The organism is Hymenobacter sp. YC55, from assembly GCF_029433095.1.
Classification (GTDB): Bacteria; Bacteroidota; Bacteroidia; order Cytophagales; family Hymenobacteraceae; genus Hymenobacter.
In genome coordinates this window covers 22316-41915 of record NZ_JARNTX010000005.1, presented here as the reverse complement: position 1 = coordinate 41915, position 19600 = coordinate 22316, and the positions used below count along the sequence as shown (strand labels likewise).

Genomic DNA, 19600 nt, shown 5'->3' with positions numbered 1-19600 from the left:
TCATGTAGTACTTACGTTGGGACTCTGCGCCGGGTAATAAAACGCAAGGCAAACGGTGCGCTAACCCGCTGTGTACTACGCAGAAATAAATCGTATCCGTACTGTTCAGTAGTAGCGGCATCCTACTAGTCCCTGCCAGTTCCTCTTTAGGGTGTAGGCTGCTTTTCGCTGACGTCAGGACGCTCACCGTGGGCGCTATGGCCTAGAACAGTGTCTTAAGCGCCAATGCCGTGTATGAGTACTCGGGCCAGCATACTGATGGCGAAGTCTTGCTTGCTGGGGCTGTTGCTGTTGTGCACCATCTCCAACTCCAGGCCATTCAAGCCGCTGAGCATGATAAACACCAATGCCTCCTGCTCTTGGGAGCTTAGGGTGCGTATCTCGCCGGTTTCTATTCCGAACGCCAGAATGTCTTTGAGCAGTTTGCTTTCACGCTGTAGGTAGCGTTGGCGCATGGTACAGCCAAATTCGGCATTGCTGAACATCTCGCTGCAAACCAGCGAGTAAAGCGCCAATTTTTTGCGGAGCGCTCTGAGTTTGGTAGCGCAGAAAGCTTGAAGCTTTTCTTCGGCCGTGCCCGCTCGTTTTACGGCGAGGGCTACTTCGGTTACCACCTCACTGATTTCACGGTCCATGACGGCCATGAAAATCTCTTCCTTGCTTTTGTAGTAGTAATAGAGGGTGCTTTTGCCTTTGCCAATAGCTCTGGCCACGTCTTCCAGCGTGACATTGTTCAACCCATGCTGCTGAAACAAATGCTGCGCTGCCCGCATCACGTTTTCGCGGATAGCATCCTCTTTAGTTTGAGGACTGATGGGCATCGATAGAGTGGTTCGGGCCATATGCCCACGAAGGTAACTGATTTTCGACCGATTTACTTGAAGGGTCGAAGCTATTGCACTCCACTTGCTTGGTGGCTGCTCGCCCCGTTGCTGCTATTCCGGTTTCTCACTACTAGTCTGCATAAAGGTGTGCTTTCCTTGCTAGCAAAACCGAAGAGCGACCTTAGGCAACCTCTGTATTTCTAGCCCAGATACTGTGAATGCGCTTACTTACGCTGCATCCGATTCGTTCAACCACCCCTGGGTCATGGCATACCGAATTAACGCGGCCGTGTTTTTGACGCCGGTCTTCTCGATGATGTTCTGGCGGTGCGTTTCGACGGTGCGCTTGCTGGTAAAGAGCTTGTCGGCAATGGCTTGATTGGTGAGGCCGCTGCCAATAAGCTGTAACACTTCCCGCTCGCGAAACGAGAGACCAGTGTTTTTCTTAGCGCTCGGACTTGGCTCGCTGTCTTCCAGTGTTAAGACTTTACGCAGCATCGAAAGTCCTAGCTCGCTGCACAGAAACTGCTTGCCAGCGGCTACTGTCAAAATACCCGTCACGATTTCCACCTTGTCGGCATTTTTGAGCACGTAGCCATGGGCCCCGGCATCGAGCACCTGCCCAACACTGCGCTCATGGTCGAGCATGGAAAGCATCAGGATGCGCAACTCAGGAAATAACTCGCGCAGCCGAGTGGTGGTGGCTAACCCATCGAGCACGGGCATGTTCATGTCCAGCAGCACCACATCGGTAGGCGTATTGGGTAGCTTATCCAGCAATTCCTGCCCGTTGGCGGCCTCGCCCACAACCGTTAGTTCGGGTTGGCCTGATAGAACAGCGCGCAGTCCATCCCGCATCAGCGTATGGTCGTCAACAAGAAATACTCGGATCATAGCAACACGAACGTAGTGAAAGCTGAAACCTATGAGAACAACTTGCTTTGTGATGGGTCGGTTCCATCTACGGGCTCCCTGTGCCGGTTGCAAACTCCCAGTTGCCCTTGGCCTGCCTTAGGGTGAAGGAGGCGCTTGTTCTGTTTTCAGCGCCGTACGGGGTATTCGGATGGTGATTTGCGTGCCATGCTCGGGCGAGGAAAGAATTGTCATCTCTCCTCCTAGCAGCTTTACCCGGTCGCGCAGCGCGTTTAGGCCCATACCCTGCGTGCGCGCCTTCCCGGGGTCGAAACCACGCCCGTTATCATCGGCTTGCAGCTCCAGCCAGCCGTCGTGCTCGACCAAGTTCAAGTGAGCTTGGGTGGCATCGGCATGCTTCACCACGTTGTTGGCTAGTTCCTGAGCCATGCGGTAGAGCGCCAGCTCCAACGACTTGTTGAGAGAAGGAAAAGAAACCACCGAACACGACAGATGCAGCTTCGAGCTATTCAGATCGTGGCAGATGCCTTTCAGGGCCGCTTTCAGCCCGAAGGTTTCCAGAGCGGTTGGCATGAGTTGGTGCGAGAGGGTGCGGCCCTGCGAAATAGCATCCGAGAGCAGCGCCATAGCTTTCTTTTTGCCTTCGGCGAAGTTGGGAGCAGTGGGGGGCACCAGTTGCTCTAAATGCAGCTTGGTAGCGTAAAGCAGTTGATTGAGTCCGTTGTGCAGACTTTCGGCAATACGCCGCCGCTCGCTTTCTTGGGCTTCCAGCACGGCGTTGGCTAGCTTTTGCTGCTGAGTTAGTTGCAGGTGCAGCATAGCCGCAGTAGCTCGTTTGCTGGCCGTGATATCCTGCCAGTTGACTACCAATCCATCGTTGAGGGGCGCGGCCGCAATATGGTACCACGCGTCGTTGCCATCATAAGGATAGTGCTCTTCGAAATCAGTGGACTGCTTCTGTTCCACCACTTGACGCAAGCGCTCAAACACGCCGCTTTGCTTCATGGCAGGCTCTTCCGCCAGCAAGCGTTTGCCGGTCAAGTCGGTGCGCTGCACCAGCCGATGGGCTGCTTTATTGGCTAGCACCCATTCAAAATCCACCACTTGGCCGGTATCGTCGCGCACGCTCCGAAACACTTCCAAGCTATTGAGGGTCGCTTCGAAGATGGCTTCAAGCAGCCGTTTGCTAGCGGCTTGCTCCTGCTCGTTTCGCTTACGGTCTGTGATGTCGAGGAAAGTCAGAATGATACCATCCCCGTTCTTGACGGCCGATACATCAAACCACCGCTCGTGGTAATGCTCGCCCGTATAGCACCTATCAAGGCGCAACGGCTCCCCGGTTTCCACCACGCGCACGTAGTTATCGAAAAAGACACCTCGGACCCCGGGGAAGTACTCCAGCAAGCCATGGCCAAGCAGGCAAGCTTCACTCTTTTGGTTGAGAATTTCCGAAGCCTGGTTGGCTCCCCTGAAAATAAAGTCGATGATCTGGCCGGTTTGCTCGTCGCGCCGGGCTTCCAGCAAGCAAATAGCGGCCGGCGAGCCATCCAGCATGTGCCGGATGGTCTGGGTGGCCTGAAGGAGCTGGGTTTCCGCTTCATGGCGTTCCGTGATGTCTTGCACCTGCCCAACCAGCTTGATGGGTTCCCCTGCCTCGTCGCATACCACATACCCGTGCGATTCGAGTTGGCGCGTTTTTCCGTCGGCATGGTGGATCCGGCGCAAGTAGTGGTACGATGCTTTATTGGCAATGGCCTCGTCGAGAACTTGCCGGACTAGCTGCGCATCGTCGGGGTAAGAGCGAGCATCTATAAAATCCAGCGTCGGTACGAATGACTGCGGTTTTTCACCGAACAGGTGGAACATCCCGTCGGAAAAGCGAAAGCGCATAGTTTTCAGATCAGCCTCGTAGCTGCCAGTACGGGCTACTTCCTCGGCTGCCGACAGAAACTGATTGGTAGCCCTCAGCTCGACTTCGGCCTGCTTGAGCTCGGTGATGTCGTGCGCAATGGATAATACCTGCGCCACCTGCCCGTCCAGCCAGTCAGGAACCAAACGTAAGTGAAAATGCCGTTCCCCTTCGGGGGCAGTAAAAGCAAGGTAATGATCCGACGGCTGCCCTGTAGCAAGCACTTGCTTTAAGGCTGGGGTATAAAAGTTGCTCATGGAAGCTGGAGCTCCCATTTCCGTGAGCGTTTTGCCAAGCAGCCCCAACAACGGTTGATTTAGCTGGGCAACCAAAACGGAATTAGCGTAGCGCAAGCGTAGGTCTGGGCCCCACAGCGCAATACCATCGGTTAGATTGTCGGCTAGGTCCTGGTACTGGCGCTTCTGATCAACTACCTCGGTGATGTTTTGCCAATACACCAGCACCTCACGCTCGCCCGGCTCGGTGGTCATGGCAATCCACTGCTGGCTGTGGGGCAAAAAGAACGTGCCCGACACCGAATCGGCCGCTGTTGCCGTTGCGTGCAAGGTTTGCCGCAAATCCTCTGGAAAATCAGGAGGTAGTACTTCCGTGAGCAGCTGGCCAACCGCCTCAGTTGCAGAAAGCCCTGTCAGGCGTTGCACCTCCGCGTTAAGGAGCGTTACGACGCCCAACCGATTCAATGCCAGTACGCCCCAGGGCATAGTCTGTACTAGCCGGCCGAAAAGCGAAAGGCTGCTGGTAGCGGTGAGGCCCTGGTATACGCTAGTTGGTTTGGGGGCAGGATTAGTCATCCGAGTAAAGGAACTGCCTATGTAATGGCAGAAAGGTGCCTGGTAGTTCACCAGACATGTGTACGATGACTGATAGATAGCCACGCTGGCTATATAGTATGAAGAAAGCCATTTTCAAGTTCTTACACAAGCTCAAGCATAGCTAAACACATTGCAATGAACGGCTTACGTTGCAATTCAAGAGTTAGCAGACAACTCAGCCTTGTACACTATGCCTATGCCTAACAAGGAACCGAGTCATTAATGCTCAATGGTGATTACTTGCCTTCGCAGGTTACTATTATTCGCTCATTATGAATAGCTTAAACCGAGTGGTATCTTTGCAGTCGAAGCGGTGAAATATCTTGCTAATCGGTGCATAAACGCTAAAAACCGATTTTTGGCTAACCAGTTTGAACAAGATTTTCCTTGCCTCCTGTAATTCTGCAGCTCTGAATAATTATAAACAGAAATGTTGTTTTTCCTATTACCTCTTGTATGTAAAAAGGTGATTCGGCAAGAAATGTTAGAGTTGGTTGGGTTGGGAGCGTTGGTGGGAATAAGCCTATTTTCATTTATTTATCTATTTATTGCAATACAGTAAGCCCTGGCATCTGCCCACGAACTGGTCGTACGCTGTTCACTTTCAATGAGACACCCTTTACTTACGTTCCGTCAGCTGCTTTTGCCTCTGGCCCTACTTGCCAGCCACTTCACCGCTCACGCCCAAACGGCAGAACGCCGCACTGGCTTAGGGCTGACCTATAGCGCCTTGCAATACGAAGGCGACTTTGGCTCCAATTACTGGAAGTTCGACGCCAACGAATACGCGCCGGGTTTGGCAATCAACCAGTATCTGACGCGCGGCTTGGATTTGCATACGCAAGCCATCTACGGGCAGCTGAAAGGCCGCCGCAGTGCTACCACGTTCTTCAACACCACCGTAGTCAATGTGAATGTGGGCTTCAAGTTCAAGCTCAACAACGGTTGGGCGTTGAAAGAAAATGCCCTGGTGCAGCCTTACCTACTGGCTGCCCCCGGCTGGACGTACGCCAGCCAAACCGGCCAGGCCGATGGCACCCGCATCGACGAAGACAAAAGCTACTTTGATCTGCAAGCAGGTGCTGGCATCAACTTCCGCTTAGGAGGAGGCGTTGGTTTTTTCGTGCAAAGCAGCCAGCATCTCCCTTTGCAAGCTAACCTGGATGGCTCCACTGAAGTGAATACCCCACGCTGGGCCGACCGTTTTCTTCAGCACACGGTTGGTATAACTATCAACCTGGGACAAGGCCCTGACTCGGATGAGGACGGCGTGCCCGACCGGTTGGATCATTGCCCATCCACGGCTAGCAATATAGATGTTGACGAACACGGCTGTGCTTTTGACGATGACCAAGACGGCGTTCCGAATTATCTAGACCAATGCCCTGGGCAAACGGGCACGGCCGAACTGCACGGTTGCCCCGATACTGATGGTGATGGAGTTGATAACAGCGACGATGCCTGCCCCGACAAAGCCGGTAAGCCCGAATTGCACGGCTGCCCCGATGCTGATAACGACGGCATTGCCGACCAGGACGACACCTGCCCCGATACGCCCGAAGGGTCAACCGTCAATGCCAGCGGCTGTCCATTGGCTCCGCCGCCACCCGCGGCCCCTGCTACCAACCTCACCGATACCGATGGTGACGGGGTACTTAACGCCGACGACCGTTGCCCTGACCGTGCTGGCCCGGCGGCCAACCGCGGCTGCCCCGAAATCAAAGCCGAGAGCCGTCAACGGTTAAATGAAGCGACCCGCTTAATTGGGTTTGAGCGCAATCAAGCCACTTTGCTGCCTTCCTCCTATCCTACTCTGGATGCCCTTGCCGAACTCCTACAAGAGTATCCTGACTACTCGCTAAGCATTGCTGGCCACACGGATAGCCAGGGACCCGCGGCTTTCAACCTGCGTCTCTCGCGCGAAAGGGCCGCAGCTGCTCGCCAGTATCTGCTCGGCCGGGGTTTGCCCGAATCCCGGATCGAATGGCTAGGCTACGGCATCAGCCATCCGATAGCCACCAATGCAACCGAGGAGGGTCGCATTCAAAACCGTCGCGTGGAATTCGACATGTTCTTGACGGGTGACCCCAATGCAGCTCAAGTGAAATATGGCCCCGAGCCAACTATTCCCAAGGCCGCTGCACCAACGAAAAAGAAAGTCATCAAAAAGAAGGCAAGCTTGAAAGCCACTCCACGCAAGAAGTTGACTTCCACTCGCGCCAAGAAAGGCTCCGGGACAACGCACCGTTCTCAACAGAGCACAAAAAGGAAGCGCTAGGCAAAGAGCTACAAAACACACGGGCCGCGACAGTAAGGTGTTGCGGCCCGTGTGTTTTGTAGCTCTTTTCAAGTTCGCTAGTTTTTCCTCACTTCAGAGCCTGTTGCTGTTGACGAAAAGGTTCGGGCGTTTGTCCTACATACTTCTTGAAGTAGCGCGTGAAGTAGGATGCATCCTCAAAGCCGAGTTGATCGGCAATCTGGCTCACCGTCTGAGTTGAATGCGCCAACAACCGCTGAGCCTCAACTATCACTCGTTCGTGAATCAGGTCGCTAGCTGTCTGGTTGACGATGCGGCGACACAACGCATTAAGATGATTCGCCGTCAGGGCAAGTCGGTCGGCGTAAAAGCGCACGCTCTTCTCGGTGCGAAAATGGGCGTCTAACAAGTGGCTAAAGATTCGCACCTGCTGGAGGCCATGCGAAGGCATAGGCTGCGCTTTTTCCTGTGGATATGAGCGCGCCGCTAGCTCGAGTAGCAAATACAGGTAAGCTCCTACCACTTCCTCTTGGTTGGTGGCAGCCGTCGTTTTCTCTTCGAGCATGCGTGCTAACAGTTCCCGCAAGTTGGTTTCTGTGGGTAGCAGATACAGCACAGGCGAATGAGCAGGGTTAAAGAAAGGGTAAGAGTTCAGACGGTCGGCCGGATAGTGACGCAAATAGAAAGCAGCACTGAAAAATAGTATGTAGCCTTGCGCATCGGCCGACAGCGTCCAGCTATGCGCCTGCCCTGGCACCAAGAAGTATAGCCCACCCACACGCAGATCGTACGTGACTAAGTCGATGGTGTGCGTGCCCTTGCCTTGTGTGACGTAGAGCACTAAATAAAAGCTATGCGCATGAGGCAAACTTACCATCGGGAAGCGAGCCAAATGCTCTTCCAGGCGCTCAATATAGAAGTGATGCCCCGGGCGATGATCTTCAGAAAATTGATCAAGAGCCAGAACTGGCAGCTTCTTATTTCTCATAGTTAGCTTCGCTACAGATAGGCCAGACAGTGAGCTGCAACCTACAAAAAATGAAGCGTCCGAAGTTCCGAGTACTTATGTTGCGGCAACTCAGTCACGAGGTTCTGTAGAATTAATGGTTCGATAGGTAGGTAGCTAAGCTGAAATCGTTGATTTGTGCTGTAGGTGCCCGGTTTTGGGTCTCACTTAGCCTTCTAGTGCAGTCTACCTTTGCCGAGTACTTAATGCATCTGTCTTATGCAACCTATCGATTCTTCTGCCCTTGCCTTATTGGATTTGCGTTGCCCTCGCTGCCACCAAGGCCATCTGTTTTCTCACCCTGCGTACGCCTTAACTAAGTATGCTGTAATGCCAGAAAGGTGCCCAGTTTGCCAGGTAGCCTATGAGCCGGAACCAGGCTTTTATTGGGGCGCAATGTTCGTAAGTTATGCCTTCTCAGTAGCCTGCTTCGCAGTTGGTGGCGTCCTTGCGTACTACCTTTTCAACGATCCTGCCGTTTGGGTATATGTCCTGTTAGTTACCAGTCTGGTACTACTCTCGGCTCCGGCCACATTGCGTTATTCGCGTGCCATCATGCTTTACTTATTTGGCGGTATTCACTTTGATAGTCGCTATAGACGCACACCAATTCCTAGTGTCACTAAGTTACCGGCCGGCACTCAACGGTCCTGATACTAATTGGACCCGGCCCTGAAAGTAGTATTGCATTAGCCAAACAAGGAGGTTACCAGCTACAGGCTTCCTGTCACGTCCTGTACATACATCAGATACAACGTAAAGTGCAACAAGCCGGCGAAAGACGCGGAATCAGGATTCTTAGTGGTCCTAATTCCCACGTCTTTTGCCGGCTTGTTGCACTCTATGTTACAGCCTCTGTCTAACTATTTAATCGATGACTAGTTGATTAGCAGCTTTTTAGTTTGTACAGCCTTGCTATTTTTTACAGTAACCACGTACATTCCCTTAGCAATAAGGCGAAGATCAACTTTATTGATAGCGCCTTTCAAATTAGATTTCAGAACCGTTTTCCCTCTCATGTCCAGAATACTTAACTCATACGGTAAAGCGTCTGACTCTATAGTGAGGTAATCACTAGTCGGATTGGGATACAGCTTCAACTCCACTTCTTGCTTGGCAGTAGGAGCACTCAACGGTGCACATTGCTGGCTGAATACACCATCTAGATAGCTCAACCTATCTCTAAGCCAAGTGGTTAAATACGGCAAATGGTTGGTATCGACAGAATACGTATTCCAGGCGATTTCCTCTCGTTCATAAACCCTATTATGAGAAAGGTATTCTTGATTTGCCTGAATTTTTGCTAAAATATTGTCTTCTGTTATGATAGACGCTCTTAGCTCGGTCCAGCGCTGAATCAACTTTGAACGAAATCCACCAGGTGAACAATCATTAATTAAACGATCATAAAACCCATTAGAAAGAATGCCATTTGTAACAACTATTTTATTGCCTTGCCAATCAATACCAAATACACCATCCAAATCCCAAGGAACGTAGAAATAAGGATCTCCCGTTTTATATTTAGCAATATATATATTTTTCCCATAGTTATCTCCTGCACGTAAAAAGTTAAGAAGGATATAATAATCAACTGCGTTATTGATATCAAATTTTTGTTTATAAGCGCTATAGAAATTTTGGTTGCTACTGTTTTTTACAAAATCGACAAAATTATACAGATTTGTCCAATTAACTTCTTCCTCAGGATGCTTGTATTCGAAGCCTCCCCAATTTGAACTAGTATTTTCGAATGGGGGTAGATCAGTGAAAGTTACCGCGCCGCCCCAATCAACTCCTTTATATAATTCTCCTTTAATACCGTTGTTATATTTCTTAAGCTTTAATTGCTTACGGTCAACCCGCTCACTAAGTGCATAAATCCCTCTGTAATTATCATTCACGAAGAGTTCTACATAGGCCATTGATATACCGTTCTTAGCGGTTGGCTCTAATGCTTTGTAATAAACCTCATGAATATCCAGCCATAACTCGTTGGCTACTTTGCTGTTAATGCGCAAAGGCTCATTATACATGGCTTGTAAATTCCACTTATTATCCTCTCTCATATTTAATAACCTCACATCCCGATCAACGGCACCTACTGTGTCGTTCCAGAAACTTAGCTCGTAAGATTTCTTGGGAAACGTCTGTGAGTAAGCACCTCTAATCTGAACTCCTATATTGGATTGCGTAATTAATCCGCTCTCTTCCACCATAGTAAACTGTGCGTATACATCTGGGGAGTCCTCTATCGCCTTAGAAGTATTAATATGAATAATTGGAAGTTGAGTGAAATATAATGTGTACACCGAATCTGCTAACGAAACTTTGTAAGAAGAATCAGTAGAGATTTGACGAACTGGTTGATCGAACTGGTACGTATGATCTAAGGAAATATGGCTTTGCGTGTTAGTATTTCTTATATTTATAGCGTTAGTGGACTGGCTAATAATAATAATATTCTTATTATGATCTATATGATATAAACGCGGAGATATACTCAACGTATCTCCTGCAATTACTTTTGTTGTAAATATTAATAATAGATATAGGAAGCTAAAACTCTTTAAAGTAATTATTTTTCTCATACAATTATTTCAACGATTAAAGTATTTTCAATGTGCACTAAATAGGCTTTGTCCCTATCCTTATTTTATAATCGTGAATACTACCGCTATTTTTTACAGAAATTATTCACTATTTACCCTGAGAAATTGGCTTGCATTATGTGTGCGCTTGCATTAACATTAAGTCTTATCGCATTATGATTTCTTGATTGAACATGATTAATGTAGTTCTCAATAAGAGTAACCTTATATAATAAAGCATGAATGGGATTAATATTGTATATTATGATGGAAGACATTTCATTAAGTTAAGCAACGGTTACACAAATGAAATGTGAATTCTTAGCTCTGTCGAGAGACCTAAGCAACTAGAAGAGCGTGTCACCTTAATATTGGTTGCATTGCAATTACTCTAAAATCTTTGCCTGCGAGTATCCTAAAGGCTTTTGGTTGCGCATAAAAAAGTCAGCAGGGTTTTAACGACATGCTGTTAAAACCTAGACCTTATTGGATATATTCTATAAATCGGTACAAATTAAGGGCTAAAAAATTAATTTTCTTTATATTTATGAAATGTTCTTAAATCAATACTGTTTTCAATAAGGCTAGTCCAATGCACCTTCCTTTATATAAAGGTTTGTTCCGATACGTCTTACTATTCCAGTTGTGGATTGTGGCAGGTACTTGCTACAGTCAGCGCTTTGCTGCCATTGGAGACTACGGCTTTGCTGGACCTGCTGAGCGAGATGTAGCGGATTTGGTGAAAAGTTGGGATCCTGAGTTTATCATTACTCTCGGCGACAATAACTACGACTTGGGGGACTCCACTACTATTGACCAGAATATTGGGCAGTATTACCACTCTTATATTTACAAGTACAGAGGACGTTATGGTCCGAGTGCCTCTACAAACCGCTTTTTTCCTTCGCTCGGCAACCACGACTACTACACTCGCAACGGAGAAGCATACCGCGACTATTTCACTCTGCCAGGCAATGGACGCTACTATGAATTTGTGCGAGGCGATGTGCACTTATTTGCAGTCAACAGTGATCCGGCTGAGCCAGATGGAATCAAGGCAAACTCCGTGCAGGCTCAGTGGCTTAAAGAACGGTTAGCTGCTTCCAAAGCGCGTTGGAAAGTTGTGTATTTCCATCATGCTCCTTACTCTTCGGGCTCGCATGGTAGCACCCGCAATTTGCAGTGGCCTTTTAAGGAATGGGGAGCGTCGCTGGTACTGGCCGGCCACGACCACCACTATGAACGGCTTATGGTTAACGAGCTACCGTATATAGTAAACGGTTTGGGTGGCCGCAGCATCTACCGCGTCAGTCTAACACGTCTACCAGAGAGCCAAGCTATCTTCAATTCAGACTTTGGGGCTATGCTACTCCAAGCGAATGTCGACAGCTTGACACTGCAATTCTACACTCGGCGCCGAGTGTTACGTGACACGTACGTACTTCATCAGCCACTAAGCCCAGAACCCAAGCTTTACCCAATTACTCCTAATCCATTTGAAGACGCCACTAGAGTTGTGTTTTCTCTTCCTAGCCTGTCAACAGTAGATATTCGGGTGTATAATACGCTTGGCAAAGAAGTAACTAGCCTATACCAAGGCACATTGCAGGCAGGGCATCATCAATTCACTTGGCAGCGCAACTCTTTGCCAGCGGGCTTATATTTTGTGCAACTGCAAGCTAACAACCAAACCCAAACTACACGGGCGATAATTATGTAATAACCGACTTACTAATAGAGCGTGTGTGCATGTAGCCTACTGGCACTCATTGATATGCCAACTACCTACATAGGGCGGCAATTGCTCATCGATCTATACAGTCCAATAGTGCTGAACCCCGCCTTGGGCCCCAGTTAAAGGATCTAGCATAGGACGAGGCAGGGCAGCAATGTGCTGGTCGGCACGGGGTCTTTCACCAGGCTCGCCTCGCAGCACATCATAGGAGCGCCCGTCTGGATAAGCTCCTACTACACCGAAGTCCTGGGAGGCTTTCAATTTTTTATGGCCAACACCAGCTGGAATCACCAGAATATCGCCTGCCGCAACGCGTATCTGCTTGCCTTTCTCGCCACCCATGTGTAGTAGGGCCGTGCCGCTGTACACACCTAACACTTCATGAGAGGTACTGTGATAATGGTGATAGGGAAAAACGCCGTTACGCCAAGAGTTTGTCCAATTGTTGGTAGCAAAACAATCCTCTAGCCATGCGGCTCCGGTTGAGCCGGTAGTTGTGAATGCTTTGCGGTATACTAACAGCGGATAACGGCTATTAGGAATGCGCCCATCGTCCTGGAGAATGTAAGTTTCGGGAGACGGCACGGCGCCATCGGCAAAGAGCGAGGCAGCCAGTACACTGAGAGTTGAAGCACTGCTTAAACGCAGAAATTTCTTTCGATTCATTACTTGAAATGTTCTCTGTGCAGATCCAATGCATTACGCTACTTGGGATGAATATCCTTCCACAACCAACGTAGCCCGTTATGCTAAGTTGACTTCAAAGGAAACAGTATTAACTGTAGAGTTGGCGGTGTTATCGGTGAAAGCACCCTAATTATGATAAGGAATAGTTCTCGACTGAAAGTGCAACTCGCGTCAAGGAGAAAATTGATTACGCTCTACCAATAGCACGACAGTTGTAAAATTTTGTCAGGTATCACGGCAATAGCTACCGTGGTGCAGTCAATTAATCACCCACCTTAAGCTCTTAAATAACAATGCGTTAACTCCCCTACCCTATCTCGTTTAGCTTACGTAGTAAGGATAGTCGATAATCTTAGCGTAAAGTGCTTTAATTAGCCTACCGCCTACCAGCTTGTTCTAGCTCCCGACATAGTGAACCACAAGCTGTCAAGCTTAACAGTACGCCTTATGCGTGCTTAATACGCTCACTAGTTATGCCTGCCGACTTACCTTTCCCACCGACAGAAGGACCAAATCACTTGACGCCCGAGCCAATGCAAGGCCAGCAAGCTGAGTCCGCCCTAGCCGCCGCTCAAGCCAGAATAGTTCAGTTAGAACAGCAATTAGCGGAGGCAACAGCGTCTACTGAGCGCCATCAGAAGCAGCTGGCAGCATTGGTTGAAAACCTACCAATGGGTTTATTGCTCCTAGACCCGACTGGTGACATTCAACTGGTCAATTCTTACTTTCGCAACCTGTTCAAATTACCTACGGGTGCAGCTACTACCAACACTTGCTCCCCCATTCACCCCGCTACTATTTGTATTGATGATGCCTTTCTAAACCCGTTAGAGTTTGGTGCGAGAACTAGAGCTTTGTATGAGACTGGTAATACAACCCTCAACGAAGAGTTTGTGCTGGCAGATGGGCGTGTAGTTGAACTCGATTATTTGGTGTTAGAACAAGGGCAAGCTGGGCGCCTGATCTGTTACCGCGACGTAACCGAACGTCATTTGCGCGAAGCCCAGCTACGCGCCCTGTCTTACGTTCCTGAGCAGAACCCCAACGCTATTGTCCGGCTTTCGGCTACCGGAGAAGTAATCTACGCCAATCCTGCGGCTAACCCACTGCTCCGAGCTATGGCCGATGACGAACCCGATGGATCCGGGGTGATACGGTCGCGGCTGCTTACGCTAGTACAACGGGTGTTAGGTACCAGCCAGCAGCAGCAACAAGAACTAACGGTGTCGGGAAAGCACTACTTGTTTACCGCGGCGGCTGTACCAGACGAAGCGTATGTTACGCTGTACTTAACCGACGTGACAGCGCGCCAACAAGTAGAGCAGCAACTAGCCGAGCAGCGCCTCTTTTATGAAAACACGCTTAGCCAAGTACCAATGGCTGTAGCTGTTATCGATACCGACTTCCGCTATCTGTTCGTCAACCCCGCGCTTGAGCCCGATCCGGCTATACGGGCCTGGATGGTAGGAAAAACCAACGAGGAAGCAGGTGCTTTTCGGGAACGTCCGCAGGCGCTAATTGCGCGCCGTCGTTTGTGTTTCAATCAGGCCCTACTTGAGAAACGAGAAGTAAGCTGGGAAGACACCTTTTATAAGGGAGGGGAAATGAATTCCATCCTTTTCCAGCTACGGCCTGTTGTGGAGCCAGATGGCTCAATCCGGCGGCTCATTGCTTCAGGCATTGATCTAACAGCTCGCAAACAAGCCGAAGAGCGCCAGCGCCAGAGCGAGGAGTTGGTGCGCGAGCAGCAGCAATTTATTCGCTTAATTGTAGATACGCTGCCCACAGTTGTGTACGTGGCCAACGCCGAGAATGTCGTTTCGTTTCGCAACGCGGCTTTTGATGCTCTTGCAGCTCGCAGTCAGCACGTGCGTGGGGTCCAGAGGAGCCCCGAAGTAGAAGAGCAAGTGCAGCAGATTCGCGCTTGGCGCCATCAAGTGTTAGCCACGGAGCAACCCCTGGAAACCGAAATACCATTGACCCTTAGCTCTGGCGAAACGTGCTATTTACAAGTGCACATGCGTCCGTTGCGAGATTCGAGCGGGCTCAAGGAGGTACTTGTGGTGAGTACGGATATTACGGCTCTCAAACAAGCCCAGTGGCAAGCCGAAGAGAATGCCCGGGCCAAAGAAGCTTTCCTCTCGCGCATGAGCCACGAAATCCGTACGCCGCTAAACGGAGTGCTTGGTATGGCAACACTGCTTGGCAAAACCTCTCTAACACCGCAGCAGCAAGATTACCTAACCACTATGCAGCAGGCAGGCCAGCATTTGTTGGCGTTGGTCAATGACGTGCTGGACTTAGCCAAGATCAACACGCAACATTTGCAGCTTGCCCACGCTGCCTTCGATGTAAATGGAGTAGTGCAAGGAGCAACTCAAATGGTAGCGGCCCTCGTTACCCAGAAAAACCTTTTCCTACACTTAGAACTACTAAGCCAGCCTGAACTACGCGTGCTCGGCGATGCTTACCGTCTGCATCAGGTGCTCCTGAATTTATTGGGCAACGCACTGAAGTTCACCGAGCGTGGACAGGTTCAGATCGGGGTAGAGCTAGTAGGAGAATCGCCTACCAATGTCACTCTGCGCTTTTGGGTTCAGGACACAGGCATGGGCATCGCCCCGGGGCAGCAAGAAAGTATCTTCGAAGTGTTCACCCAAGCCACAGCGGGTACCACTCACTCATTTGGCGGTACGGGATTAGGTCTTTCTATTAGCGAGCAATTGGTGCGCTATATGGGCGGCGCTTTGTACGTATGCAGCCAACCTAACGAGGGCACAACGTTTTCCTTTACCCTCACTTTGCCCCGGGTTGAAGAGACCAAGCAGGAAAGCCAGACCGCTCAATTACCGCCGAGTAGCTTTGAAGAGTTGCGGGGCCTGCGGGTTCTGCTTGCCGAAGACAATGTCGTCAATCAGTGGATTGCGACCGTGGTGCTCCAGCATTGGGGAGTACAGATCGAGACTGTAGACAACGGAATAGATGCTCTCACGGCACTAACCACTAAAAGCTACGATGCAGCGCTACTCGACATTAAAATGCCAGGGCTGTGTGGGGTTGAAGTTACCAAGGCTCTACGCCGGCATCCTGATCCGCAACGAGCCCACCTACCTCTGATTGCCCTGACGGCCAATGCCTTTGAAGCAGACCGTAACAGCTATTTAGCGGCCGGCATGGACGCATGCGTGAATAAGCCATTCGAGGAAGCCGATTTGTGCCAGATACTACTGAAACTTACAAGGCCCACGCATAAGCCACTATAGCGCTGGTTATCGGGCAATGCGGTGCTTATAAAAGATTCCGACACAATAGAAGCGCAGAGGATGGGGTAGTCCGCCTCACCAATACATCCTTACCTATAAACAGGGCGGAGATTATTGCAGCCTCAGGCGCTGGTCAATGATTAGTGAAAGGGTGAGTAAGTCAACACATACAATGGTTTAATGTCTTACTATTGTAGAGTAATGCCGAGCATATCTTGCTGATAGATAGTTTGCAGGCTGCGCTTCTGGTTGTGTTATTCACTAAGCTTCCACCTATCTGAATCTCCCATTCCACCGACATTGGCTAGCCCTTCTCCTTTTACTGGAGCTAGGTAGCTGTGCCCCAGTCGAACAAAAGCCTAAGTACCGCATTGGCTTCTCGCAGTGTACTACCGACGATGCCTGGCGGAAGGGTATGCTAGCGGGCATGCGGAAGGAATTGTGCTTCCACCCGGAGGTAGAATTCCAAATGCTAGACGCGCATAACGACAGCGACCTGCAACGAAAGCAAGTGCAGGAATTAATTCGGCAACGGGTTGACCTGCTCATCATTTCTCCAAACCAGTCAGGACCTTTAACAGAGCTAACCGAGTCAGTTTATAATCAAGGTATTCCGGTAGTAATCCTCGACCGGCGTACGGCTTCCCGTTCCTACACTGCGTATGTAGGCGGCAACAATCTGGAAGTAGGCCGCACCGCCGGGCACTACGCGGCCCAGCTACTGCAGCGGCACGGCCAAATACTGGAGATTCTGGGCGCGCCTGGCTCGTCGCCGGCTACCGACCGCACAAAGGGCTTTCGAGAAGCGCTAAGTCATTATCCTCAACTGCAACGGGTAGCTCAGCTCGACGGTGACTGGTGCGCCAGCTTAGTGCTTCAGCAACTACCCGCCCTGTTGCGTGCGCACCCCGATGTTGATCTTATTTTCGCTCACAACGACCCGATGGCTCGGGCGGCTCACCAGGTGTTGCAGCAGCTTGGCTTAGAAAAGCGCGTGCGCATCATGGGGGTGGATGGCTTGCCCGGCCCCGGCAATGGGCTGCAATTGGTAGAAGATGGTGCGCTGAATGCAACTCTGCTCTACCCTACCGGGGGCGAAGAGGCTATTCGGACTGCGCTGCATATCCTGCGTCATGAGCCTTATGCCAAGGAAAACGTGCTAGGCACCATGGTAGTGGATTCAACCAACGTTGGCACCATTCGCAACCATACCGAGCAACTGGCCGCACAACGGCAAGACATCCAGCGGCAGCAGCTGCGCCTCCAAGAGCAGATGCGCCGGTATGCCAGCCAGAAAACGGCAGTCTACTTACTGTTAGCTAGTCTGACGGGGGCCGTTGTGTTGGGGGCCATGACGTGGCGCTCATTGCGCCTCAACCGCCGCATCCGGCGGACGCTTGAGCACCAAAACGCCGAGATTTACGCCCAACGCAATCAAATCGAGAACTTAGCAGAAGAAGGCCGTCGTTCATCGGAAGCCAAGCTGCGCTTCTTCACCAATTTCTCCCATGAGCTGCGTACCCCGCTGACTCTCATCCTCGGGCCCCTCGAGGATTTGCTCAGCAGCCCAGCCGACCTGACATCTGCACAGCGGCACGATCTGCAGCTCATGCGCCGCAACACCCAGCGTTTGCTGCAGTTGGTCAACCAACTTCTCGATTTCCGCAAGATTGACGTCGGCAAGATGGCGGTACGTGCCACTGAGGGCAACCTAGTGAGCTTTCTGCGGGAAATTATGGACGTGTTCGAGAAGACGGCGCACAAACGCAACATCACGTTTCGATTCTTGCCAGCCGAGCCAGTAATCAGCCTGTGGTTTGATGGCGACATCCTCGACAAAGTGTTTTTCAACCTGTTGTCCAACGCCTTCAAGTACACGCCAGATGGTGGTCAAATCAACGTAAGCATACAGCGCGGTTCTGCTAACACCGTGCAGGTGAGCGTGGAAGATACCGGCCAAGGCATTGCCGAAGCCGATCAGCCGCATATACTAGAGTGGTTCTACCAGGGTAGCCACTCGCCGGCTAACAGTTCGGGCCTCGGGCTGGCTCTCGCCGAGGGCCTGACTCGTTTGCACGAAGGCAAGCTTACTTTCCGGAGCCAGCTCGGACACGGTAGTACGTTCAAGGTAACCTTACCACTGGCCAAGCCAGCGGCTTTCCTTGATGCCAAATCGAATGGGGTGCCAACTGTACCCTTAGCCTTTATATCCGATGATGAGTTAAGCGAATCAGCTGATCAAACGCCCTCCTCTCGCTCTGATGCCACTGCCCTTATCATCGAAGACCATGAAGAGGTGCGCAACTTCTTGGCACAGAAGCTACAGCCGCACTTTCAGGTAAGTACCGCTACCGACGGGGCCACGGGCTTGCGCCTAGCAAGCGAAAATATTCCCGACGTGATTGTCTGCGATATAAACCTGCCCGAACTCAGCGGCTTAGAAGTAGCTACCGCCCTGAAAGGCGATTGGCGGACTTCGCACATTCCGCTGGTGCTACTCACAGCCCGCGACACGCCGGAGCAGCAGCTTGCTGGTGTACAGGCCGGGGCCGACCTCTACCTGACTAAACCCTTCAACCCAGCATTCCTGCTCGAAAGTCTGCGTACCCTCCTTCGCAACCGCGACCAGCAACGCGAGCATTTCCGTCGGGAACTCAGCGTTGACACAGCTACGGTAGCCCCGCAACGCGTCGACCAAAAGTTTCTGGCTGACTTGACCGCCATTATCGAAGCCAACCTCGATCGGTCGTCTTTAAGTGTCGATGATATTGCCCGTAGTTTGGGAGTCTCGCAGATGCAGCTCTATCGGAAAGTGAAGGCGCTATTGGGCACCGGCGTCATCGACTATATTCAGAGCTTGCGCCTCACCAAAGCGCGGCTGCTTTTGCTGCAGGAAGGCAGTGCCATTGCACAGGTAGCGTACCAAACAGGCTTCTCCTCACCTTCGTACTTTGCTACCTTATTTAAAAGCAAGTATCAGGTATCTCCTTCCGAATACAGAGCTCTTCATACCCCAAGCCAACAGTGATAGATTTTTGTAAGTCGTGCAAGATTACTGATACTGAGGCAGCTCCCGCAAACGTTTGTTGCTTTATAACGCACTAATTATCAATTATTTACATAACCAATATCGAATTGTAAGAATCCTGTAAGGATTTGAAAGAAAGCAGCAAGTAGGTATAAGCAGTTAAATAGAGGTTTGGGTAAACGTTTCAGGAACACCACCCATGATTCTACGCAACGTGCTTTCACGAGCTATTGTTACGGCCCTCGAAAGTTTCCTTTTCAGCATCAACGGGACCTCGAATCGAGAGGCTGCTAGTGGGATGCCTACACTACGACTACGCTTAAATAAGAGGCGAGATATAAGGCAATTATTGGCCTTTTCTACAATCGCTGTGCTTGTCTCTGCCTTGGCTTTCCTTGTTCCACCAGGCACATAGTCAAACAAACATTCGTGCTCTTCTGCACTACGCGGGAGATACTACTTAGTCTTCCTAGGTGGCACTTCATGCTCGAAACAAGAGCACCTGCTTCTAGCAACCAGCCCTCGCTTGTACCTAGCTGTGTTGCCTGCTTTTAAGCGTGACGCTCCTAAGCCCTTTCCTTCCCACCCTCCTTA

At 50.6% G+C, this 19600-nt stretch carries 11 protein-coding genes; 5 read left to right on the top strand and 6 right to left on the bottom strand.

The annotated features are described in order from the left end of the window. Nucleotides 1-215 precede the first annotated feature (215 nt). From P1X16_RS25110 to P1X16_RS25100, 3 genes are all read right to left on the bottom strand, one after another. On the bottom strand, nt 216-842 hold the full coding sequence (locus P1X16_RS25110) for a TetR/AcrR family transcriptional regulator (RefSeq protein WP_277234926.1): 627 nt from the start codon (nt 840-842) through the stop codon (nt 216-218). Nucleotides 843-1052: 210 nt separating this feature from the next. Continuing rightward, nucleotides 1053-1718 (bottom strand): response regulator transcription factor, encoded by a 666-nt coding sequence (locus P1X16_RS25105; RefSeq protein ID WP_277234925.1) that lies wholly within the window; start codon nt 1716-1718, stop codon nt 1053-1055. A 117-nt stretch (nt 1719-1835) separates the two neighbouring features. Further along, complete coding sequence (locus P1X16_RS25100) at nt 1836-4418, bottom strand: PAS domain-containing protein (RefSeq protein ID WP_277234924.1); 2583 nt, start codon at nt 4416-4418, stop codon at nt 1836-1838. A gap of 628 nt (nt 4419-5046) precedes the next feature. On the opposite strand from P1X16_RS25100, the gene P1X16_RS25095 reads away from it, so the two are divergent. Next, a complete protein-coding gene (locus P1X16_RS25095; RefSeq protein WP_277234923.1) occupies nt 5047-6717 on the top strand; it encodes an OmpA family protein in 1671 nt (556 codons plus the stop codon). Nucleotides 6718-6805: 88 nt separating this feature from the next. Here the strand turns inward: P1X16_RS25095 and P1X16_RS25090 are convergent, their stop codons facing one another. Next, nucleotides 6806-7684 (bottom strand): AraC family transcriptional regulator, encoded by an 879-nt coding sequence (locus P1X16_RS25090; RefSeq protein ID WP_277234922.1) that lies wholly within the window; start codon nt 7682-7684, stop codon nt 6806-6808. Between the two features lie 237 nt (nt 7685-7921). On the opposite strand from P1X16_RS25090, the gene P1X16_RS25085 reads away from it, so the two are divergent. Beyond that, nucleotides 7922-8356, top strand: coding sequence for a DUF983 domain-containing protein (locus P1X16_RS25085; RefSeq protein WP_346771266.1), 435 nt, complete (start codon nt 7922-7924; stop codon nt 8354-8356). Between the two features lie 224 nt (nt 8357-8580). Here P1X16_RS25085 and P1X16_RS25080 read toward each other — a convergent pair whose 3' ends face one another. Then, on the bottom strand, nt 8581-10293 hold the full coding sequence (locus tag P1X16_RS25080; RefSeq protein ID WP_277234921.1) for a CotH kinase family protein: 1713 nt from the start codon (nt 10291-10293) through the stop codon (nt 8581-8583). A gap of 652 nt (nt 10294-10945) precedes the next feature. Between P1X16_RS25080 and P1X16_RS25075 the strand changes: the two genes are divergently transcribed. After that, complete coding sequence (locus P1X16_RS25075; RefSeq protein ID WP_277234920.1) at nt 10946-12013, top strand: metallophosphoesterase; 1068 nt, start codon at nt 10946-10948, stop codon at nt 12011-12013. Nucleotides 12014-12106: 93 nt separating this feature from the next. Here P1X16_RS25075 and P1X16_RS25070 read toward each other — a convergent pair whose 3' ends face one another. After that, nucleotides 12107-12694: a cupin domain-containing protein gene (locus P1X16_RS25070; protein WP_277234919.1), complete on the bottom strand. Its 588-nt coding sequence runs from the start codon at nt 12692-12694 to the stop codon at nt 12107-12109. A 494-nt stretch (nt 12695-13188) separates the two neighbouring features. Between P1X16_RS25070 and P1X16_RS25065 the strand changes: the two genes are divergently transcribed. Both P1X16_RS25065 and P1X16_RS25060 read left to right on the top strand, forming a co-directional pair. Beyond that, entirely contained in the window at nt 13189-15978 is a 2790-nt protein-coding gene (locus P1X16_RS25065) for a PAS domain-containing protein (protein WP_346771265.1), read from the top strand. Between the two features lie 277 nt (nt 15979-16255). Further along, complete coding sequence (locus tag P1X16_RS25060) at nt 16256-19006, top strand: substrate-binding domain-containing protein (RefSeq protein ID WP_346771268.1); 2751 nt, start codon at nt 16256-16258, stop codon at nt 19004-19006. The last annotated feature ends 594 nt before the right edge of the window (nt 19007-19600 follow it).